General features: G+C 43.8%; 19 protein-coding genes. 10 read left to right on the top strand and 9 right to left on the bottom strand.

What is annotated here, in order from left to right:
- The first annotated feature begins 1 nt into the window (after nucleotide 1).
- From F1644_RS01490 to F1644_RS01480, 3 genes are all read left to right on the top strand, one after another.
- A complete protein-coding gene (locus F1644_RS01490) occupies nucleotides 2-991 on the top strand; it encodes an FAD:protein FMN transferase (protein ID WP_229782382.1) in 990 nt (329 codons plus the stop codon).
- A 5-nt stretch (nucleotides 992-996) separates the two neighbouring features.
- Nucleotides 997-2928, top strand: a complete 1932-nt coding sequence (locus F1644_RS01485; RefSeq protein WP_118302232.1) for a BamA/TamA family outer membrane protein — start codon at nucleotides 997-999, stop codon at nucleotides 2926-2928.
- Nucleotides 2929-3030: 102 nt separating this feature from the next.
- Nucleotides 3031-4164: a cation:proton antiporter domain-containing protein gene (locus tag F1644_RS01480; RefSeq protein ID WP_118302846.1), complete on the top strand. Its 1134-nt coding sequence runs from the start codon at nucleotides 3031-3033 to the stop codon at nucleotides 4162-4164.
- A 5-nt stretch (nucleotides 4165-4169) separates the two neighbouring features.
- Here F1644_RS01480 and F1644_RS01475 read toward each other — a convergent pair whose 3' ends face one another.
- Nucleotides 4170-4436, bottom strand: a complete 267-nt coding sequence (locus F1644_RS01475; RefSeq protein WP_087420326.1) for a hypothetical protein — start codon at nucleotides 4434-4436, stop codon at nucleotides 4170-4172.
- A gap of 6 nt (nucleotides 4437-4442) precedes the next feature.
- Nucleotides 4443-6797 (bottom strand): transglycosylase domain-containing protein, encoded by a 2355-nt coding sequence (locus tag F1644_RS01470; RefSeq protein WP_118302233.1) that lies wholly within the window; start codon nucleotides 6795-6797, stop codon nucleotides 4443-4445.
- A gap of 227 nt (nucleotides 6798-7024) precedes the next feature.
- On the opposite strand from F1644_RS01470, the gene F1644_RS01465 reads away from it, so the two are divergent.
- Nucleotides 7025-7372 carry a hypothetical protein gene (locus tag F1644_RS01465; protein WP_140402560.1) on the top strand — a complete coding sequence of 116 codons (348 nt, stop codon included), beginning with the start codon at nucleotides 7025-7027 and terminating at the stop codon, nucleotides 7370-7372.
- 215 nt (nucleotides 7373-7587) lie between these two features.
- Nucleotides 7588-8160, top strand: a complete 573-nt coding sequence (locus F1644_RS01460; protein WP_087420324.1) for an adenylate kinase — start codon at nucleotides 7588-7590, stop codon at nucleotides 8158-8160.
- A gap of 71 nt (nucleotides 8161-8231) precedes the next feature.
- On the opposite strand, the gene F1644_RS01455 is transcribed toward F1644_RS01460, so the two are convergent.
- Nucleotides 8232-9335, bottom strand: a complete 1104-nt coding sequence (locus F1644_RS01455) for an MFS transporter (protein ID WP_087420646.1) — start codon at nucleotides 9333-9335, stop codon at nucleotides 8232-8234.
- A gap of 240 nt (nucleotides 9336-9575) precedes the next feature.
- On the opposite strand from F1644_RS01455, the gene F1644_RS01450 reads away from it, so the two are divergent.
- On the top strand, nucleotides 9576-10484 hold the full coding sequence (locus F1644_RS01450) for a bifunctional enoyl-CoA hydratase/phosphate acetyltransferase (protein WP_118302234.1): 909 nt from the start codon (nucleotides 9576-9578) through the stop codon (nucleotides 10482-10484).
- 86 nt (nucleotides 10485-10570) lie between these two features.
- Here F1644_RS01450 and F1644_RS01445 read toward each other — a convergent pair whose 3' ends face one another.
- Nucleotides 10571-11014, bottom strand: coding sequence for a peptidylprolyl isomerase (locus F1644_RS01445; protein ID WP_027200235.1), 444 nt, complete (start codon nucleotides 11012-11014; stop codon nucleotides 10571-10573).
- A gap of 210 nt (nucleotides 11015-11224) precedes the next feature.
- Here F1644_RS01445 and lipA point away from each other — a divergent pair, with 210 nt between their 5' ends.
- From lipA to F1644_RS01425, 4 genes are all read left to right on the top strand, one after another.
- Nucleotides 11225-12079: a lipoyl synthase gene (gene lipA / locus F1644_RS01440; RefSeq protein ID WP_087420322.1), complete on the top strand. Its 855-nt coding sequence runs from the start codon at nucleotides 11225-11227 to the stop codon at nucleotides 12077-12079.
- A 3-nt stretch (nucleotides 12080-12082) separates the two neighbouring features.
- Nucleotides 12083-12763, top strand: coding sequence for a lipoyl(octanoyl) transferase LipB (gene lipB / locus F1644_RS01435; protein WP_118302235.1), 681 nt, complete (start codon nucleotides 12083-12085; stop codon nucleotides 12761-12763).
- A gap of 384 nt (nucleotides 12764-13147) precedes the next feature.
- Nucleotides 13148-13900 carry a copper homeostasis protein CutC gene (locus F1644_RS01430; protein WP_189021490.1) on the top strand — a complete coding sequence of 251 codons (753 nt, stop codon included), beginning with the start codon at nucleotides 13148-13150 and terminating at the stop codon, nucleotides 13898-13900.
- A gap of 56 nt (nucleotides 13901-13956) precedes the next feature.
- Nucleotides 13957-15717 carry an aconitase family protein gene (locus F1644_RS01425; RefSeq protein WP_087420319.1) on the top strand — a complete coding sequence of 587 codons (1761 nt, stop codon included), beginning with the start codon at nucleotides 13957-13959 and terminating at the stop codon, nucleotides 15715-15717.
- 117 nt (nucleotides 15718-15834) lie between these two features.
- Here F1644_RS01425 and F1644_RS01420 read toward each other — a convergent pair whose 3' ends face one another.
- The 5 genes from F1644_RS01420 to F1644_RS01400 all read right to left on the bottom strand — a co-directional run bounded on the left by F1644_RS01420 (nucleotide 15835) and on the right by F1644_RS01400 (nucleotide 21641).
- The gene (locus F1644_RS01420; protein WP_118302236.1) at nucleotides 15835-17022 is read right to left on the bottom strand and encodes a porin; all 1188 of its coding nucleotides are present in this window, start codon (nucleotides 17020-17022) and stop codon (nucleotides 15835-15837) included.
- A gap of 83 nt (nucleotides 17023-17105) precedes the next feature.
- Nucleotides 17106-17798 carry an OmpA family protein gene (locus F1644_RS01415; protein WP_087420317.1) on the bottom strand — a complete coding sequence of 231 codons (693 nt, stop codon included), beginning with the start codon at nucleotides 17796-17798 and terminating at the stop codon, nucleotides 17106-17108.
- Nucleotides 17799-17954: 156 nt separating this feature from the next.
- A complete protein-coding gene (locus tag F1644_RS01410; RefSeq protein WP_118302237.1) occupies nucleotides 17955-19121 on the bottom strand; it encodes a porin in 1167 nt (388 codons plus the stop codon).
- A gap of 111 nt (nucleotides 19122-19232) precedes the next feature.
- The gene (gene ansB / locus F1644_RS01405) at nucleotides 19233-20294 is read right to left on the bottom strand and encodes an L-asparaginase 2 (protein WP_087420315.1); all 1062 of its coding nucleotides are present in this window, start codon (nucleotides 20292-20294) and stop codon (nucleotides 19233-19235) included.
- Nucleotides 20295-20330: 36 nt separating this feature from the next.
- Nucleotides 20331-21641 carry an anaerobic C4-dicarboxylate transporter family protein gene (locus F1644_RS01400; protein WP_087420314.1) on the bottom strand — a complete coding sequence of 437 codons (1311 nt, stop codon included), beginning with the start codon at nucleotides 21639-21641 and terminating at the stop codon, nucleotides 20331-20333.
- Nucleotides 21642-21644: the final 3 nt, after the last annotated feature.

The raw sequence follows: 21644 nt of genomic DNA, 5'->3' as shown, positions 1-21644 counted from the left end.
TATGAAAAAGTTGGGGATTATTATTTGCGGGTTGGTGTTGGTGATGGGGTGTCAGCGTAATGTGTACCGGTTCTCGGAGGGTAGCGTGTACGGTACCGTTTATCACGTGTCCTACCAAAGTGAAATGGATTATGCGGTGGAGATCCGGCAGGAGATGGAGCGTGTAAATCGGTCCTTGTCAATGTTTAACAAGAATTCGGTGATTGCCCGGTGGAACCGGGGTGAGAGTGAACAGGTAGATTCGCTTTTCGTTGTGATGTACGAGAAGGCTAGAGAGGTGAACGAGGTGACGGGTGGTGCCTTTGACGTGACAGTGGCCCCGTTGGTGAATGCTTGGGGATTCGGTTTTAAAAACGAGAAGTTGCCTTCGGACGAGAAGATCGATTCTCTATTGCAATACGTGGGAATGGATAAGGTGCAGTTGGGAGGGGAGCGGTTGGTGAAACTGGTTGAGGGGGTACAGATGGATGCCAGTTCCATTGCCAAAGGGTTAGGAGTGGATCTCGTGGCCGAGTTTTTTGACCGGAAAGGAGTACAAAATTACATGATAGAGATTGGTGGTGAAATCCGCGTGAAAGGGGAAAGTAATAAACAGCGCCCTTGGCATATCGGTGTAGACAAGCCGATTGACGATGCGACGGCAGCAAACAGGGAGTTGCAGCTTGTGTTGGCCTTGCGGGAAGGGGCGCTGGCGACTTCCGGGAATTATCGTCGTTTTTACGTGGTGGATGGAAAAAAATATTCTCACACAATAAACCCTAGGACCGGTTATCCTGTCCAACAAGATATACTAGGTGCTTCCGTGTACGCTCCGACTTGTATGGAGGCTGATGCTTACGCGACAGCGTTTATGGTGTTAGGAACTGAAGAATCTAAAAAAATAGTGTTAGATAATCCTCATATCGAGGCTTGTTTTATTTATCAAAATAAACAGGGAGAACGTGAGGTTTGGATGTCTGACCGATTGAAAACGTTAGTGTTAGAAGAGTAATTTTATTGGAAAAGAAGCATGTGATTATTCGTTGTATGATATGGATGCTGGCATGGGTATTACTCGTGGAAAGTCAAGCAAATGCAAGACCTTTATCATTCGACGTGCGTGGGAATAACGAGTATGAATTTATAAAGCTACCTGATACACTGAAACAAAATGACGTGGTTTTCTTACCGGATAGTTTAATTCGGGATACTCTCCAGTATGAGTTTTCCAGGATCAAGGAGGTCGCTTATCGGCGGAAATGGACGAAAGAGTTGTACAAGATGATCTTCGTGAATCCCCGAAAAATCAATATTGATATTGTTCAAACGGAAAATAGCGAGGATCGTTACAAGCCCTATCGGGGAAAGACGATCCGTGATATTCATGTGAAGGTTTTACCTCCTTTCGGAACGAGTGTTAACGACACGACGCCCTTGCAGGACAGTTTACAATGGCTTTTAAGCGTGGCAAATTCCGTTCACCAGAAATCGGCCGAACGGGTGATAAAAAAACAGTTGACCGTGAGGCCGGGGATGACAGTCGACCCTTTCGAGTTGGTACAGAATGAACAGTTACTGAAAGCAATGTCGAACGTGGACGATGCGCTGATTGGCATACAAGAGGTACAGAGTGACACGAATCAAGTTGATCTGATGATTATTTGCAAGGATGAATTTTCATGGACGGGGGAGGTGTGGAGTAACTTTTTGAATGCGGTTGACTTGGGACTGGAAACAAAAAACTTGTTTAAACTGGGGCATAGTTTACATTATCAGGCTAGTTTTCGGGGGAGTAAAGATAAAAAATGGGGAAACTTGATCGAGTATAAGGCCAGTAATCTTCTAGGGTCTCACATGGACTTCTACGGGATGTACGAGAATTCCTATAACCAGGATATTTTACGGGTGGAACTGGATAAAGAATTCTTGACGTACAAGACGAAATGGGCCGGAGGAGCCGCGTACAGTCGGGTATATTCCTCGAAAACATTGGTTGACCGGGACATCAACAAGCCCGTGGAATTGTTTAATTACCGGTTGTGGGACTTCTGGGGAGGAACTTCTTTTTATTTGCCGGAGAAGTATAGTTATAACCGAATATTTTACCTGACGGGACGTTACACGGGTACTAGTTTTGTCGATCGTCCGGAAGTGTCGAGTGATTCCAATCATTTCTATTACGACCGTGACCGGATCATGGGAGCTTTGACGTTTACCAAAATCAAGTATTTCAAGGCGAACTTGATCTATGATTTCGGGCGAACAGAGGATATTCCCTCGGGATTATCGGGGACGTTGCTTTTCGGGTATGAGAAGAGTGATTTCACGGAGTACGGGTACTTGGGAACAGAATGGCATTATTCCTGGTTTAATAAATACACGGAGAGGTACTATGCTTGGTATGCGGCTTTTGGCACTTTTCTAAATGGTTACACGGCCGAGAGTGGCGTGTTTAAGGTCGGTAGTCAGTATATCAGTCGTTTGTACGATCTGTCCCGGCACCGGTTACGTTTTTATAGTAACGTGGATTACGTATTAGGAATCAAGAGGAATCCGGATGATAATATTTATTTCGAGGATGCTAACATCCGGGGATTTGATTCCGATACCACTCGGGGGACACAACGACTTTCTGCCTCCATGTCCGCAACGTTGTTCCTGCCTTACATTAAGAGGGGATTTCGGGCATCGGTTACCGGGTTCGTGGATTGGGGAGTGTTGGCCCGGGATGAGAAGAATTTGTTGAATAGTCAATCGTACTGGGGAATCGGTTTTAGTCTGAATCTACGAAATGATAACTTGATTCTCAAGAATGTAAGTATTCGTTTTGCTTTTTACCCCAAAGGACCACCCGATATTCATAGTATAGAGGTGAACGTGTCGAGTCGTCGGAAAAGTGGATTTTATGATTACCGTGTTTATAAACCTGATGCGATTAAATACGAGTAGATCAAAGCTTTTGATATACATTTTTTAACTAGATTCGTTTTAAATAGCGATCGAAAATTGCTTGAAAATCCCTATCTTTGTGGCAAATTAATTTTGATGGGGATGAAGAAAGTTTTTTTATTTTCTATTTTCTTACTTTGTGGCTTATTTTTTTCTCAAATACTTCCTTCGGCGTTAGGAAGTGTGTATGGAACGTTGGCATCGATAAGTAAATGGCTGATGTTTATTTGTCTTGCTTTTATCATGATTAATGTAGGGAGGGAATTCGAGCTGGATAAGGCAAAATGGCGTTCGTACACGACGGATTATTTTATTGCCATGGCGACGGCTGCCGTACCTTGGCTCTTGATAGCTTGTTATTATATCTTTTTTCTGGATACGGGATTGTCGTGGGAGAATAATTTGCTGATCAGCCGGTTTGCGGCTCCCACTTCAGCGGGAATTCTTTTTACGATGCTTGCTGCTGCCGGGCTGAAAAAGGAGTGGATCTACAAGAAAACGCAGGTGCTGGCTATATTTGATGACTTGGACACTATTTTATTGATGATCCCGTTGCAAATACTGATGATCGGTTTCAAGTGGCAATTGTTTGTTATTATTCTGGTGGTTTGTATCCTTTTGATTTTCGGATGGAAACGGTTGAGTTCGCTGAACCTGCCACAATCTTGGAGAGCTATTCTGCTTTATTCCGTGTGTATCGTGGCGACATTCGAGAGCGTGTACCTGATCTCGAAAGCTTTTATGGGACAGGATGGGGCAATTCATATTGAGGTACTGTTACCGGCATTTGTGCTGGGAATGGTGATGAAAACCGTGCATAATCATTCGAGAGAGGAAGAAAGAGCCTCTAGTTTTATCTCGTACCTGTTTATGTTTTTGGTCGGGTTGAGTACGCCTATCTTTATCGGTTTGGAGACCGGGGGAGACGGGATGCCCGGATGGGGGATGCTGATTTTCCATGTAATTGTGGTAACGATTCTTTCGAATCTTGGGAAGATGTTCCCGCTATTCTTCTATCGTGACCGGAAGATTCAAGAGCGTTTGGCCCTTTCGATCGGTATGTTCACGAGGGGGGAAGTAGGTGCAGGAATTATCGTGATAGCCATGGGGTACCAGTTAGGAGGTTCTGCGTTGATTATCTCCATTTTAAGTTTAGTACTTAATCTCGTTTTAACGGGTTTCTTCGTGGTCGCTGTGAAACGTATATCCCAGAGTGTGTACGGGGTGAAAGAATAAAGGGTTTATGATCTTCTGAATTTATTTACGAGTGCATAGATTCTCCACCAGAGGTAAGCGATGATTAACACGGATAGAGAATAGATAATCCAATCGTCCATTTTAAGGAATCGTTTGAACATGAGTGGAACAGCTTGGACGGTATTCCACGGGTTCAGCCCGTGCCAGGAGTAACGTATTTCAGCCGGGGCAGCAATCATTGATATAATACTGAAAGCGATAGCCAGTATGATAAGGGCAAGGAGCAGGGATGTCTTGTTTATTGTTTTCATGGTGAATTATTTTTTATCTTTCTTTTTGAATAGGTCCCCGATTTTCCGGAAGAAACCTTTTTTCTTGGGAGTATCGGTATCTTTTTCTGTATCTTGTTTCTTTACTTTTTCCAGTTTTTGGTTGGTCAATCTTTCCAACAGGTTTATATTATCCTTGAACGTGGGGACTGCTAGTTCTTTTTGTGTATCCGAGGGTGGAACCGGGAAGGACAGACCGGACCAATAGGCGTAAGTGTTACTTTGCAGACATTCTTGCATGAACAACCCGAAGATTGGAAGTGCCATGTTGGCACCTTGTCCAAGTGCGGTAGAGTTGAAATGTACACGAGAATTATTGGCCCCGACTCTTACGCCCACGACGATACGAGGATTATAACCAATAAACCAGCCATCGGCTTGATTTTGGGTTGTCCCGGTTTTTCCGGCTAGGGGGATGTTCAACCCGTAGTTGTTGATCAGTCTTTTCCCTGTTCCTTCTTGAATAACGGCGGAAAGCATGGAGGACATGGTATGAGCCTGTTCTGCCGGAATCACCCGTTCTCTGCGTGGTGGTTCAGCCTCGTAAAGAATACGTCCGTCTCGGTCTTTTATAGAAAGCAGATAATAGGGTGTTGTCGATACGCCATTGTTTGCATAGCACAAGTAGGGGAGAATCATTTCCCGAAGAGGAATATTGGCAGCTCCTAGGGCAATGGAGGGAACTGCGGGTAGGTCACTTTGTATTCCTAGCCGATGAGCGTGTTCTATCGTGGCGTCGATTCCTGTTTGTAGGAGAACTTGGACGGCAATCGTGTTGATGGATTGACTTAGGGCCCCTTTTAGCGTGTAATAACCACCGTATTGGTTGTTTGAATTTCGAGGCGTCCAGTTGTCGTATTCCGGATAACTTTTTTGTTCATTATTATAATAGGCATCGACACGGGCTCCATGTTCAATGGCAGCACTGTAAACGACCGGCTTGAACACGGAACCGACCTGGCGGGGGGCCAGCACTTGGTCATATTGGAAATACTTGAAATCAAGTCCCCCGATCCATACTTTTATTTTTCCGGATTGGGGTTCTACTGCTATCATACCGGGTTGAAGAATCTTTAGATAGTGTTTAATGGAATCAATGGAAGACATTTGCATTTCGGTTTCTCCCTGGTATGCACTATAAATAGTCATGGGCTTTTTCTCATTCATGGCGGCGAGGATGGCTTTCTCGCCAAGTCCTTGGCGTTTTAGATTTTTATATACCTCGCTTTCCCGAATGGCATTATCAAGGAGATTCTTCTCTTTGTCCCATGGTTCTTGTTTTCCCAGATGCGTGTAAAAAGCGTGTTGCAACGACTTCATGTGTTGTTGCATGGCTTTTTCCGCGTAACGTTGCATCTCAGCGTCGATTGTGGTGACGAGTTTCAGCCCGTCTTTGTATAAATCGTAATTGGTGCTGTTTGCTTCGTTGAATTCGGCAATGAGCTTGACTGCATCTTGGCGGATTTGTTCACGTAAGTAGGGAGCTAGGCCGGAATAGTGGTTTAACGGTTTGAAACGGAGTCGTAACTTTTCTTTTTTCAATTCTTCTCCTTCTTCTTCGGTCAGATAATCGTACTTAACCATTTGGGTAATCACCGTGTTACGTCGTTGTAACGTGCGATCGGGATGTACCCGGGGATTGTAGTAAGAAGGTCCCTTCAAAAGTCCGATCAGTGTGGCAGCCTCCGGAACGGAGAGACGTGTTGCCGTCGTGGAAAAATACTTTTGGGCGGCACTTTCAATACCGAACGTGCCTTCGCCAAAAGATACTGTGTTTAAATATAGGGTGAGAATTTCGTCTTTCGTGTATAGTTTTTCAAGACGATGTGCCGTGATGATCTCTTTGATCTTGATCACCGGAATCATGAAACGGCTGCTATACTGGCGAGGATAGAGATTTTTGGCCAATTGCTGGCTGATCGTACTTCCCCCGCCCGAACTCTTATCGCCTAATAGTAATGTCTTGAACAATACCCTTAGCATACTGACTTTATCGAACCCGTGATGTTCGTAAAAGCGCACGTCTTCAGTGGCGATCAAGGCGTTTATGGCATTGCGGGATATACTGCCGAACATGACGTTTGTACGGTTTTCCACGTAATATTTTCCGAGTAACTCTCCATCTTCACTATATAGGGAAGATGCCTCGTTGTTACGAATTTCCCTTAGGTCCCGGTAATCCGGAATTTTCCCCCACATCCCGTAGTACACGCAACATACGAATAACCCAACGAGAACGGCGCCTAGTAAGGCACTCAATAGTATTGTCTTGAAAACACGGGCAAAGATACTTTGTTTTTTCTTCGTGGCTTTTTTTCGTGTTGTGGTCTTTTTCTTGTTCATATTATTGATTCCGGAAATGCCTGCGAATGTACGAAATTGCAATGTAATTTTCAAGAATAGAGATAAGGTCTTATAACTACTTTCGTTTGTTTATATCCAATATTGTCGAATTTAGAACGAATTGGATGGTATATTTAATTTATTTTATATATTTGTAACTGCAAGGTGATAATTACATTCATAATGTAAAAAGAGTAAGTAAATTATTTCGATAAATGAATAAAACCATGACAAAAGAAGAGTATGTAGCTTCTATAAGAGAGCTGGAAGAAATTATAGCCAAATATCGGGAGCAGGAAAAGCAACTGAAAGAGCAGTATATTGACGAGAACAAGCAATTTGAGGTGAATGAGAAGGTGAAAATTACAACTCCCGCTTTTCGGCGGGCTATCCCGGACGAGAATGGTCGAAGATACATGGACGAGGAATGTAAATACGGATTTGTAGAAGACTATGAGGTTGATAACCATGGAAATATTAAGTATGTTTTGGCCAGAATGAATGCAACGGGTAAGAAATCGCAACATCGTACCTATTACACGGATCTGGACGTGCTTGAAAAGGTGAAAGAGTAATTATGGGGGAAGCAAATTAACATGAATAACTTTAGCATGAAGTTTCTAAAATACTGGAATTCACAATAATGCAAAAATGATGTTATTCCAAACATAAAATTAGAAAATATTCTGACTTTTCTATTTTAAAGTTTGGATTAAAGTATACCTTTGTGGCTGAGTTCATAAAAATGAAACAATTAATACATCAAAAGGAATAAAATAAAGTTATTGTCATGCTGAATATTGCATTGTTTGGCCCTCCAGGAGCCGGAAAAGGTACTCAGGCGAAAAAGATCGTTGAAAAATACAATCTAGCGCATCTGTCAACAGGGGAGATGATTCGTAAAGAGATTGCCGAAGGTTCGGATTTTGGTAAAATGGCTGCCGGGATTATTAATAAAGGCGAGTTATTATCTGACGAGTTTGTGGTTGCGTTAATCGAAAACAGCATCGAACATCACAAGAACGTGGATGGTTTCCTGTTTGACGGGTTTCCCAGAACGGTGAGACAAGCTGAAATTCTTGATGAGATGCTGGCTAAGACGGGACACCCGTTAAGTGCATTGGTGAGTATCGATGTGCCTCACGACGAGTTAATGCGCCGGATGCTGGAACGTGCTAAAATCGAGGGACGTGCCGATGATAACGAGGAAGTGATTGAAAATCGTTTCCGCGAGTACCGGGCAAAGACGTTACCTGTTGCCGATCACTATAAGATTCAGAAAAAGCATTTTTCTGTGAATGGTCATGGTTCGGTAGATGACGTGTTTGAGTCCATAACAAAGATTCTCGAAGAGGTACGGTAAAACGGATCAAGAAGAAGAGATTGAAAGGATGTTTGCGAGAACATCCTTTTTATTTTAAACTCTAAACTTTTTTAAACTTTCTTCGAGTAGCGCCATTGTAAAATTAGGAATAGTAGTCCGGGAACAAAAATGATGACGGCTGTTGCTTGTAATGCGATAGAGAGGGAATACAGGTCATGCAGCCAGCCCACTAACGGGGCCATGGCCGCAAACATAAGCCGGATAACGAAGTTACGGATAGAAAGTACGGTTGCCCGCATTTCGGAGAAAGTAATTTGGTTTATATACCCTTTTAATATAGGAGTGGCGAATCCTCTCACAATGTAGAAAAAGAACAGGCATATCAAACCAACGTAAGATATGTTGAAGGCTACTGCGATATATCCACCCACGATAAAGAATAGTATAAAAGCGTACATTCGCAGACTTCCCAGCCGTTGATCCAGTTTATCGGAATAGAGAGCAGAAATGCCGACGGTGAGATTCAGTATTGTCCAGATGATCCCGAACCAAGAAGTGGGGGTATCCAGTTCTATCAACAAGGGTTGAACGAACCAGGCCATGGTCAGCGTGGCGGCACCGATCACGCCGGAAAACATGATGTTATAGCACAGTTCCTTGTTCGTGAAAAGGGAGTATTGTATGATTTTCATGATATTGGCAAACGAATTCTTGATTCTGGTTTTGGCTGCGTGTTCGGTCAGGGCAATGGCAGCCGGAATTCCGATAAAAGCGATACCGCTCTGCACGTAGAAAGGGAATCGGAGGGAATAAACTGCTAGCAGCCCGCTGAAAATCCCGGCGAATGCTTCCGAGAAATTCCCTACCATGGTAACCCGTCCCTCGTATTTTAAATAGGCGTCTTCCTTTTTATAATATAGCATCGTATCATAAAGTAGGGCAGAGTCGGCACCGGACACTAGGCTCTGTCCGAATCCGAGCAAAATTTCCGAGAGGAAAAATGCCGTGAAAGTGTCAGAAATTGAATAGTTGGTGAATCCCAAGAAACAGAATATACAACCAGCAATCAAGCAATTCCTTCGTCCCCATACGTCGGCTAGGTAGCCTGTTGGTATTTCCAAGGACACCATGGCGATGGAATAGACGCTCTTCAGAATAAATATATCTGCCAGATCCAAGCCACATTCCTTGTAAAACAGCACGATGATAGGCATCACTAGGGTAAACCATTTGGAAACCTTGATCAAGTAAAGTGCTATTATATTTTTTTTAAACGACACGTGATTTCTGTTTTTCTATTCGAAAGACAAAAGTAATTTAAAATTAAGAATAAACGAAGTGATTAGAATCTAAAATCAAAAAGCTCCTTTTTGTTTCAGTTTTCATCAAAAAGCGTTATTTTTGTTTCCAAATTTAAAACATAAATCACTAATCAAGTAAAAAATAAGTTTGCCATGGCAATACAGAAAATTGATGACATCTACGAATTACTGAAGGGAAATACCCAAAAAAAGCGTTTGGTTGTAGCTTACGCTAACGACAGTCACTCTATCGAGGCTGTGAATAAAGCCGTTGAAATGGGTATTGTTGAAGCCACCTTATGTGGTGATGAAAATGAGATTAGGAAAGTGTGTGCCGAGCATGGTTTTGATATTTCCCGATTCAAGATTGTAAATGAACCGGTGGACACGAAAGCGGCTGCTAAAGCTGTTCAAATGGTACGTGATAAGGAAGCTGACTTCATCATGAAAGGATTGGTAAGTACTGATAAATATATGCGCGCCATCTTGAACAAGGAGTGCGGTTTGTTGCCCCCGAAGGCCACGTTGTCTCACGTTGTTGTGATGGAGTGTCCGAATTACCACAAATTGTTGGTGTTCAGTGATGCTGCTATTATTCCGGCTCCGGATTTCAGCCAGAAAATGGCAATCGTGAAGTATGTAACCCAGATTGCTAACGCTCTTGGTATTCAGCGCCCGAAAGTTGCCATGATTTCAGCCACGGAACAAGTACTTCCGAAAGTGGAGTCTACCACGGATGCTGCTATTCTTGCCAAAATGGGAGAGAGAGGTCAGTTAGGTAATATTGACATCGACGGACCGTTAGCTCTTGACGTGGCTATTGATAAGGAGGCTGCCGAGATTAAGAAAATCAAGTCTCCGGTTGCTGGAGATGCGGACTGTTTGGTATTCCCGAGCATCGAGGCCGGTAACGTGTTCTATAAAACAAACACGAAGTTGGCAAACGCTCGCCAAGGGGCTATCTTGGTAGGTGCCACCGCCCCGAGTGTGTTGTCTTCCAGAGGTGACAGCGTGGATGCAAAATTGAATTCTATTGCATTGGCGGCTCTTTTTGCAAAGTAAGATAAGTTAGATACAAGTGAAAAGCCGAAGTTGTTGTATTAACACTTCGGCTTTTCTGAATTATTTAAACAACTAAGAACACAGGCTTATTCATTTTCTTCCGTGATGACGATTTTAATAATCTCGTCTCCTTGGCGGATGGCATCAATCACTTCCAATCCCTCGTAAACTTGGCCGAAACACGTGTGGCGTCTATCCAAATGAGCTGTGTTTCTGCGGTTGTGACAAATAAAGAATTGAGATCCCCCGGTATCCCGTCCGGCGTGAGCCATGGATAGGACTCCCCGATCATGATACTGGTTATCCCCGTTTAACTCACATTTGATGGTGTAACCCGGTCCTCCGGTTCCGTCGCCTCTAGGGCAACCGCCTTGGATCACGAAATCCGGGATGACCCGATGAAACGTTAATCCGTCATAAAAGCCTTCTCTGGCTAGTTTTACAAAATTGGCAACGGTATTCGGCGCGTCTTTTTCGAAGAAAAGAACCTTCATAACACCTTTTTCTGTGTGTATTTCTGCTCTGTACATTACGAAATTGGTTTTGAATTATTGCAAACAAATGTAGGGTATAATCCTAATGAATGCAAGTTGTCCAAGTTTATTTAACGCATTTTCTGTTATTTGCATATAGTTAAAAAAAGAGGTGTTTTCGGGAATTTAACAACCTGAAAGATCAAAAATATCAGTATGTATTTAAAAACTTCGTCGTATATTTGCGTACGATTAAAAATAGAGAGTATGACGTGTTGTAATAGCAGACGAAAACCGGAATGGTTGAAGATTAAATTACCGAAAGGACAGAGTTCCACGGAGGTTTTAAATATAGTCAGAAAACATAATCTACATACGATATGTACCAGTGGTATGTGTCCCAATCAAGGCGAATGCTGGGGAAACAGAACTGCAACGTTTATGATCGGCGGGGATGTATGTACCCGTTCGTGTAAGTTTTGTAACGTGAAAACGGGGCGTCCGGCTCCATTGGACCCGGCAGAACCGGAAAATATAGCTAACTCCGTGAAGTTGCTCGGTTTAAAACATGCCGTGATCACTTCCGTGGACCGGGATGATCTGGCTGATTTGGGAGCTGCTCACTGGGTGAAAGTGATCGAGGCTATGAAACGAGAGAATCCCGAAACGACAATGGAAGTGCTGATTCCGGATTTTCAGGGAAGACAAGAACTCGTGCAACAGGTGATTGATGCTCGTCCGGAAGTGATTTCTCATAACCTGGAGACGGTGAGAGAATTGTCGGATGGCGTACGTAGCCGGGCAAAATATGATATTTCTTTACAAGTGATCCGTCAGGTTTCGGAATCGGGTATCGTTTCCAAATCCGGTATTATGCTGGGATTAGGGGAGACTCGTGAACAAATTCTTCAGACGATGGATGATTTGCTGGCAGTCGGGTGTAAAGTAATGACTATCGGTCAATACTTGCAACCGTCCGAGGCGAATCTCGAAGTAAAAGAGTACGTGACACCGGAGACCTTCAAGGAATACGAGCGTATCGGGTTGGAAAAAGGGTTCCGTTACGTGGAGAGCGGTCCGTTGGTTCGCTCTAGTTACCACGCGGAAAAGCATGTGAGATAAGTTATGAAACGTACACGATTAATTGATCTAGGAGTGGCAAGCTATATGCCCGTGTGGCAACGACAGGAAGAGTTGCACAAGGGGATTATTGCCGCGAAGTTAAAGGGTGAGGACACGGAGAATTGTATGATTTTCGTGGAACATAATCACGTGTACACGTTAGGGAAGAGCGGGAACGAGGCGAACATGCTGATTAGTGCCATTCAGTTGCAGGCGGCTCATGCTGAATTCGTGAAGGTAAATCGGGGTGGGGATATTACATATCATGGTCCCGGACAATTGGTCGTGTACCCGATTATTGATATGGCTAATTTTGGCGTGGGGGTGAAGGAGTACGTGGATTTGTTAGAAGAGGTGGTTATTCGTACCGTGGGAGAGTTCGGGATTACCGGGGAACGGTTGGAAGGAGCCACGGGGGTATGGTTGGATGCACACACTTCTAGGGCACGCAAGATATGTGCGATCGGGATTAAATGTTCCCGTTACGTGACGATGCACGGTTTTGCGTTGAACGTGAATACGGATTTGAATTATTTCAATTATATCAACCCCTGCGGATTCGTGGATAAGGGGGTGACTTCTATCTCGAAAGAGGTGGGGGCAGAGGTTCCCGTGGCGGAAGTGAAAGCAGTCGTGAAGAAGTATTTCGAGGAACTCTTCGGGATGGATTTTTACACGTTTTAATACAATTTGGCGGGAAATGTCATACACTTCCCGCCGTGTATCTATTCTTGTTTATTTTAATTTTGTAGCCGGAGTTAACGAGAGATTGGGGCGAGTTAAGCGGGAAATAGGGGCCGAGAATAGAATGACAGACAGATCCCCTACGTTGCAAACCCGTTTGGGAAGTGGCTATGCTGTGGGGGAGGGGCAAATGGATTTTAATGTAATGTGCTTATTTCTCCCGTTATTCTTTTTTGACACGTGATACTCTGTTGAATGTATGTAAGTTAGAAATAACTTGAATGTTAAGGAGCATTTTATACCTGCTTTTTATTTGAAGTTTGTCGATAATTTCATTATATTCGTAGTATGAATTAACAAATAAACAAAAATTGACAGAGCGGAATGAAGAATAATATTGAGGTCGAAATATGTACTTTTTCTTTGGAATCATGCTTGAATGCCCAGTTGGCAGGGGCATCCCGGGTGGAACTGTGTTCTGGGATGTATGACGGGGGAACAACCCCGTCCGCGGCTATGATTCGCATGGCCCGGGAAAAGTTATCTATACAACTTTACGTGATGATTCGCCCGAGGGGAGGTGATTTTCTTTATTCCGATTTAGAGTTCGAGGTGATGAAGGAGGACATTCGGTTTGCCAAAGAGTGCCGGGCGGATGGTGTCGTGTTGGGTATCTTGAATGCAGACGGTTCGGTTGACGTACAACGTACGCGGGAGCTGGTCGAATTGGCGGCTCCTTTAAAGGTAACGTTTCATAGGGCGATAGATATGACTCGAAACATGGAAGAGGCTTTGGAGGGGATCATTCAGGCCGGATGTTACCGGGTTTTAACATCGGGAGGACGCAACACTGTAAGCGAGGGAATGGAGCAAATTAAAGCCTTGGTGGAGCAGGCGAAAGGGCGTGTGCAAATTATGGCCGGAAGTGGTGTAAATGCCGCGAATGCCAACACGTTAATAGAATTAGGGGTGGATGCTATTCACTTGAGCGGGAAAAGTAGTCGGGACAGTGAAATGGAATTCCGTAACCCGAACGTGTTCATGGGCGGGGTTTCGGGACTACCGGAATACGAGCAATATTACAGTGATGTTGAGAAAATAAAAGCAGTTTTAGACAACGTGAAATTTAGAATATAAAATTCAGAGAGTGCCGTTCATTCTATGTTTTACATTCTAGATTCTAAATTCAATATATGCGAACATTTGTAGAGAAGATATTAAATGCCGAACGTGGGAGTATCGTGGTCCGTGAACCGGATTATGTGATGAGTCATGATAATTCGGCACGGGTTAGGTTTTTGTTTGAACGAATTCATGGTACCCGAGTATACAATCCTTCCCAGTTGGTGATCGTGCTGGATGGAAAGGTGTCGGGGTTAGTCAACGAATTATCCTTGGAATATAATTCGATACGGGATTTCGTGGAAGAGCAGGGAATAGAGCATTTTTATGACTGTGACCGTGGAATCAGCCACCAGATTATCTCAGAATTGGTACGTCCGGGTATGTTGGTTGCGGGGAGCGATTCTCATACAGCCACGGCGGGAGCGTTCAACACGTTAGCTGTGGGAATTAATAAAACAGAGACGGCCGTGTTATGGAAAACGGGCAAAATGTGGTTTCAGGTGCCTGAAACGATGAAGATCGTATTGAAAAATCGTTTGTCAGAAGGAGTGTTTGCTAAAGATTTAGCTTTATGGATAAAAGGAATATTGAGCGAGTTGGATGTGAACGGGCAGGCAATTGAGTATCACGGGGAAGGGGTTTCCTCTTTGTCCATTGATGATCGAATGACAATAGCCAATATTTCCACGGAAATGGGAGTGGTCAGTTCTGCTTTTCCTCCGGATGACCGGTTGGCAGACTATTTTAACGAGCCGGCAGTACGGGGTGTTTGGGCGGACGAGGAGGCTGTTTATTCTCGGTTTATAGAGATTGATCTGGCCAACGTCTTTCCGATGGTATATGACACGAGAAACAATGTTCTTCAGGGAGTGGAGGAACTTGTCGGGTTGAAAATACAGCAAGGACTTATCGGTGCTTGTGCTTCAGGACGGTTGGAGGATTTACGGTTAGTTTCCATGATCTTGGAAGGAAAGCGTATTGCCAACGGGTTCCAATTGTTCGTGGTTCCGGCTTCTAGGAGTATATATTTACAGGCTGTTGAAGAGGGTATTATTGATAAGATTGCACAGTCCGGAGCCATCGTTCTTGGCTCCAGTTGTGGGCCTTGCTTGGGAGTGGGACACGTGGCGTCTGCCGGAAATAGCCGTTTTATCTCTACTGCCAATAGTCGGTATATCGGAAGTTCGAATCATTCCGGTGTTGAGAAATATATTGCCTCTCCGGCAACCGTGGCTATGACTGCGTTGCGAGGAGAACTGACATCAATAATACACTTCGAGGGCGCACGGTATAAATATAAAGCTCCCCGGATAGAACCAGTCGTGTTGGAAGGGTACGATTATCGTAAGAGTAACGGGGTGTGGAATTACGGGGATATAGATAATATCTCAAGTAACCAGATATTTGCGGAAAAATTGATGTATCGCTTGACCCTTGAACAGGTGGAGGAGATTAAACCTTACTTGTTTGGAGGATTGGATCCGAATTTCGCTTGCGACGTGAAACCGGGAGATATTATTATCGCCGGGGAGAACTTCGGGTGTGGTCAACTGGTGAAACATGCAGCGACGGGATTGGTAGCAGTGGGGGTAAAACTGGTGATTGTAAAATCTGTGAACTGGGATTTTTACCGTATGGCTATTAATCACGGGTTACGGATTCTTGTTGATTGGGCCGTGGTGGATGCTTACACGTCAGGGGAACAACTGACAATAGATGATGAAAATCATTTATTATATTTGAACAAGAGAGCGTATAAGCTCCCTTATGTTGATGCGGAGTTTCAAGAAATCCTCGAAAAAGGAGGATTAGTAAATACCTTTTCTTAAATAAGAAAAGGTTATTGATATTCATGTGTGTGTTGTTTTTTTCTGTTCCGGGGTGCCGGAACGGGGAAGAGGGCAATCCTTTCGAGGGTTGCCCTTATTCATTTTTGGGCGTAAAGCCTAAAACAGCGGGATATGGTAAATTAACCCGATGGATAAAGTTGATGTAGAGTAGTTCTCGGCTCCTAGTGTTTTGGCCTTATCCGTGAATCGATAAGAACGTCCGATGTACGATGCGAAGAAGTGGAGGTTTTCCGTGGTTGGATAGTATTCGATACCACCGAAATACCCGTAAGCCGTCCGGTATTTGCCTTTCTCCAGTTGATCGGTATGCTTGTAAACAGAGGCATTTTCGTACATTCCTTTCACGAAAATATTCCATTTGGGCTGGAAACGATAGTTTAATTTGGTGACCCAGGATTCATAACGGGCATTTTTGATGCAATCGGCATCTCCTTGAAGGCGGTAGAGGGTTGAAATAATACCCCGGTTATCCAGTTCTTCATCGGAAAGGTAGAAATCGAGGTACATGTTGAATTTTCCCAGATCTAATTCGTTACCGATGGCATAAAAATGATTGTTATATCCTTTTGCCAGACTGAGCAAGGAATATGACCAACGGGTTCTAAATTTGTCGCTGAAGAAATTACCGTTCCAGTTGGCCGTGTAAGCGAGGGGCGCACGACTTTCTTCCACGTCTTCCGGGAGTTGCCCGTAAATATCATCCATGGAAGCCGTCCGGCTGTTCACGACTTGCAAGGCTATTTCTTGGGTAGGGGTAACTTGATAAGAGAACGTGATTCCGGTCATGAAATCGAAGAGCATATAATCGATCATGTCGCTGTACTGGTAGATTTCAATCGGATCCAGATCATACTCGAAACCTCCGTATGCTGCTGCCTGTTTCCCGATGGAGGTGACGAACTGATCAGTCAGGCGTACGGAGATCATGGCATAATCGATAGAGGAGGGAAGATTATCCAGCGCGTGGGGCGTGTTACTGCTGTTCAGGCGTTGACGCCAACGGTAAGAAAGCCAGTCATTGATGTCCCCCCGGGCTTCTAATCGAAGCTGGTTCATTTTGAAAGCTGCTTGCTCGAATGTCCCGTCTGTAAATGCACCGTTGAATGTGGCTTGCATGTGCAGTTTCAGATTAAAAATATTATTCTTTTTTTCGATGTTCGACACTCTTTCAAAAAGAGAGCGCCCGTTTGTCGTGTCATTTAGATGGGATAACAGGCCTTGGGCTGACAAGCCCTGTAATGATAGTGCTAATAGCGTGATTAGTAATAGTTTTTTTCTTTTCATTGTTATCGGATTAAAAAAACTAAAAGCTGGAGATCGTTCGAAAACAGCCTTCCAGCTTTTAGTGGTTACTTACTGATTGTATCTTATTTCAAGGTACCTTCTTCTGCTTGTTTGATCATGTTCGCACTTGCCGTGATATATACTTCGACACGACGGTTTTTAGCACGTCCTTCTGCTGTACTATTGTCGGCTACCGGTTGATCGAATGCTAGGCCTTCCGTGGTGATTCTGTTGCGGGCAATCCCGTTTCCAACGAGGAAGTTTGCAACAGCCTCCGCACGTTCTTTGGATATTCTTTCATTTACGGCACGGGTTCCGGTGTTATCCGTGTGGCCGTAGATCGTGATGTCTGTTTCCGGAGAGTTCTTTAACGACGTGGCAAATTTCGTCAAAGCATCTCTGGAAGATGAACTTAATTGGCTAGAGTTCGTGGCGAACAATATACCGTTATCAAAAGTCACTTTAATGGCTTGTAGGTCATTAGCATCTGTAACAGTTTCAACCTGAGCCCCTTCAATGGCTTCTAACTCTTTTTTCTGTTTATCCATCTTTCTACCGATCAAAGCTCCGGTTCCTGCTCCAACGGCTCCACCCACGGCTGCCCCGATGGCGGCTCCCTTACCTTTACCAACCAAGGCTCCGATACCGGCTCCAAGTGCGGCTCCACCACCGGCCCCGATAGCAGCGCCTTTGCCCGTGTTACTCATGGATGCACATCCTGAAAAAATAATGCTTCCGCTTAATACTAAAATAGTGAGTAGATTAGTTTTTTTCATAGTAATAGTTTTGTTTCTAAATTTAGATTGTAAATCTTTGCTCTAATATGGTACAAAAATAACACTCGTTAAAACAATTTCAAAATAAAATGAGATAAATCAAAAGAGGGAATATATTTGAATATTCCCTCTCGTAATTGTATCATTTCTTGTTTGTTAGAACATCGGTAATTGGTATATAAACCCGACTTCCAATCTTTGCGTGTTGTATCCTTTTTGAGCGGCACGATCAGTAAATTTGTAAGAACGTCCCACGAAAGTACAGAAGAAATGCAGGTTGCTGTCTTCTAACGGGTAGTATTCGATACCGGCCAAGTAACCGTAAGAAGTACGATAGTTTCCTTTTTCGATGTCACCACGTGTTTTTGACACAGAGGCCGTTTCATACATTCCCTTCACGAAAGCATTCCATTTCGGTTGGAAACGGTAGTTTACTTTTGTCACCACGGATAGGTATTCTGCATCAAGTGCATTGTGACCGTCAAGAAGAGCGGCATCTTTGTTTTCTAGCATACCGGTAATGATACCTTTTCGGTCAATTTGTTCGTCAGAATACATGAAGTCTACAAACATATTTACTTTTTTAGAGAACGTGAAATCGTTACCTAAAGCATAATAATACATTTGTTTATCTTTTGTTTCGGACATCACGGATGCTGACCAACGAGTTTTATAGATTCCATCGAACAAGTTACCATTCCAGTTTAACGTGTACAAGAGTGGGGCACGGCTTTTTTCAAATCCGGGACCGTATGTTTCATCCTGAGAACCGTTACGGCTATCCAAAATTTGGAATTGGAGTTGATGGTTGTCACAAATCTGGTAAGCGATGTTCAAACCGGTCATGAAGTTACTCATGTTCTCGATCATATCGCTATATTCGTAGATTTCGATCGGATTCAAGTCAAATTCGATACCACCATACGCGGCGCATTGTTTTCCGGCAAAGAATGAAAACTGGTCATTTAATTTTACACCAATACCTGCGATGTCAATGGAAGTAGGCATGTTGTCGATATTGTTACCACCGTTGTTCCCACGGTTCAGACGTTGTCTCCAGCGATAGGACAACCAAGGGGTGATGTTACCTTTTGCTTCAATACGGAATTGACGCATCTTGAATGCAGCCTCGCTTAGTCCGCTTTGGTCATAGTTGAAACAGGCATCAAAAGAACCTTGCATGTTCAAATAGAAGTTGAACCAGTCCATTTTTTTCTCTATTTGGGTTACTCGTTCGAAAAGAGTCTTTTCGTTCGTGGCATTTTGTGCGAAAGCACCAGCTGCGCAACCCATAACAAGTATTAATAAAGCTAATTTTTTCATATTCTGTGTTTTGATAAAAATATAATTTCCTAATTTCTAGTTATTATAACTAGAATTACAAATAGAATAAAGCACCGAGTCCTTTAAAACAGGACTTGGTGCTTTTATGAATTAATATTCGTTGAAATATTGTTGGATCTGTTTCCAATCGTTAGTCTTAGTCAAAGCTAACATCAAGAGGATTCTTGATTTTTGCGGGTTCAATTCTTGAGAAGCGATGAATTTGTATTGATTGTCATCTACTTCAGCGTCAAGCGTGGTCGGTCCTGTCGGCACACGGGTTGAACGTACGATAAGAATTCCCTTGTTACGTGCGTTGATTAATTCCGGGAACACGTTTTTGTGGATGTTTCCGTTACCTAATCCGGCGTGGATAATTCCCTTGTAACCGCTATTAGCCATCATTTTAACAACGTCACCTTCCATGTTTGAATAGCTGTACACGATGCCCACTTTCGGAAGAGAGTTCAGGTTCGTTACATCAAATATGGATTGACTGGTGTGTTTTTTTAACGGAGATTGATTGTAGAATACTTTGCCGTTGTAAACATAGCCAAGGGCTCCTGAATTCGGTGCTTGGAATGTTTGAACATCAATCGTATTCATTTTTAAAACACTGTGAGCTCCGAGAATAATACCATTCATGGAAACTAAAACTCCTTTACCCATGGATTCTTTTGCTCCTGCAACAACCACGGCATTGTATAAGTTTAACGGGCCGTCAGCGCTAAGAGCGGTAGAGGGACGCATGGCACCTACAAGTACAACCGGTTTGTTACTTTTCACGACAAGATTCAAGAAATAGGCGGTTTCTTCCATCGTGTCGGTTCCGTGGGTGATCACGATTCCGTCAATGTCTTTTCTTGCCAATAATTTGTTGATTGTTTTGGCAAGTGTCAACCACACGTCATCCGTCATATCCTGTGAACCGATTTTAACGATTTGTTCTCCGGTTACATTGGCTATTTTCTGAATTTCGGGTACAGCCGATAAAAGTGTACCGATGGCAACCTGTCCGGCTGTGTAATTGGTTCCGGTTGAAGAAGCTCCGGTTCCGGCGATCGTACCTCCTGTTGCCAGAATATGGATGTTAGGCAACTTTTGTGCGAACGTGGTCGCAACAGAGAATAGCACTAGGGCTACCAGCAAACTTAAATTCTTAAACATTTTCATAACCTGTAATTTAAAATTTACTTATAATTAGAGTATTTAAAAAATCTGTATAAAGAGCAGTCCAAGTCCAACGGCCACGATGGTCGCGACAAGTCCGGGCATCATGAACGAGTGGTTCAGCACGTATTTGCCGATTCGTGTTGTACCCGTTCGGTCGAAGTTAATGGCGGCTACCACGGTGGGGTAGTTCGGGATAAAGAAATACCCGTTGACGGCCGGGAACATGGCGATCAGCATGTAAGGCGATATTCCCAAGGCTATGCCGAGAGGCATGAGCGCCCGGACGGTAGCGGCTTGGCTGTACAACAAGATAGACATCACGAACAGGGCTATACCGAACAACCAGGGCATTTGTCTAACGACTTCTTCGATAGAAGATTTTAATTCTGCCATGTTGCCTTGCAAGAAAGTATCTCCCATCCAGGCGATTCCGAAGATGGCTACTACCGCTTGCATTCCTGCCCCGAAGACGGAACCTTGTGCGGCTTTTAACCCGTCTGTACGAGTTATTAATAATATGATAGCTGCCGCGGATAACATTAATATTTCAATGATAGATGGCATATCTAATAATACTTGTTCGCCATTGATCATGAATGAAGGACGCATGGTATCAAACGAACCGAATAGCACGATGAATACCGTGGCGATAATGAAAACAAAAACAGACAGACTTGCTCTTCTCTGGTTGGCAACGTCTTTCAGTTCGTATTTCTTGTCATTGAACACGCCTTCTTTCAAACGTTTTTGATATTCCGGGTCATCAACGAGTTCTTTCCCGACTTTCATGGAGAAGAAGGCACCGACGAGTACACCGATTAGCGTGGCGGGAATCGTGATCTTCAAAATGTCAAACAAACTAATGTCAAAACCGGCTAGTAAGCCCAGTAATGCTACCGTGGCAGCAGAAATTGGACTGGCGGTAATGGCTTGTTGGGAAGCGATCACGGCAATTCCTAGGGGACGTTCCGGGCGAATTTTGGTTTCCGTGGCAACTTCAGCGATTACCGGAAGTACGGAATAGGCAACGTGGCCGGTACCGGCGATAAACGTGAATGCGTAAGTTACTAACGGGCTTAGAATTGTGACGTGTGCCGGATTCTTTCTTAATAAGCGTTCGGCCACCTTGACCATAAGGTCCAATCCTCCGGCAGCCTGCATACATGCTGCCGCAGAAATAACCGCCACGATCATAAGCATAACATCAATAGGCGGGGCCGTGGGTTGCAGTCCGAACACGAATGTCAGAATTCCCAATCCAATACCTCCCATGACACCCAGTCCGATACCACCTAGACGCGCTCCGATGATGATTGCTGTTAAAACGAAAGCTAGTTGTAAAATCATCTC

It is taken from the genome of Butyricimonas paravirosa (assembly GCF_032878955.1).
Taxonomy (GTDB): domain Bacteria; phylum Bacteroidota; class Bacteroidia; order Bacteroidales; family Marinifilaceae; genus Butyricimonas; species Butyricimonas paravirosa.
The sequence above is the reverse complement of the archived record's forward strand: the minus strand, read 5'-3'. Positions and strand labels throughout refer to the sequence as shown.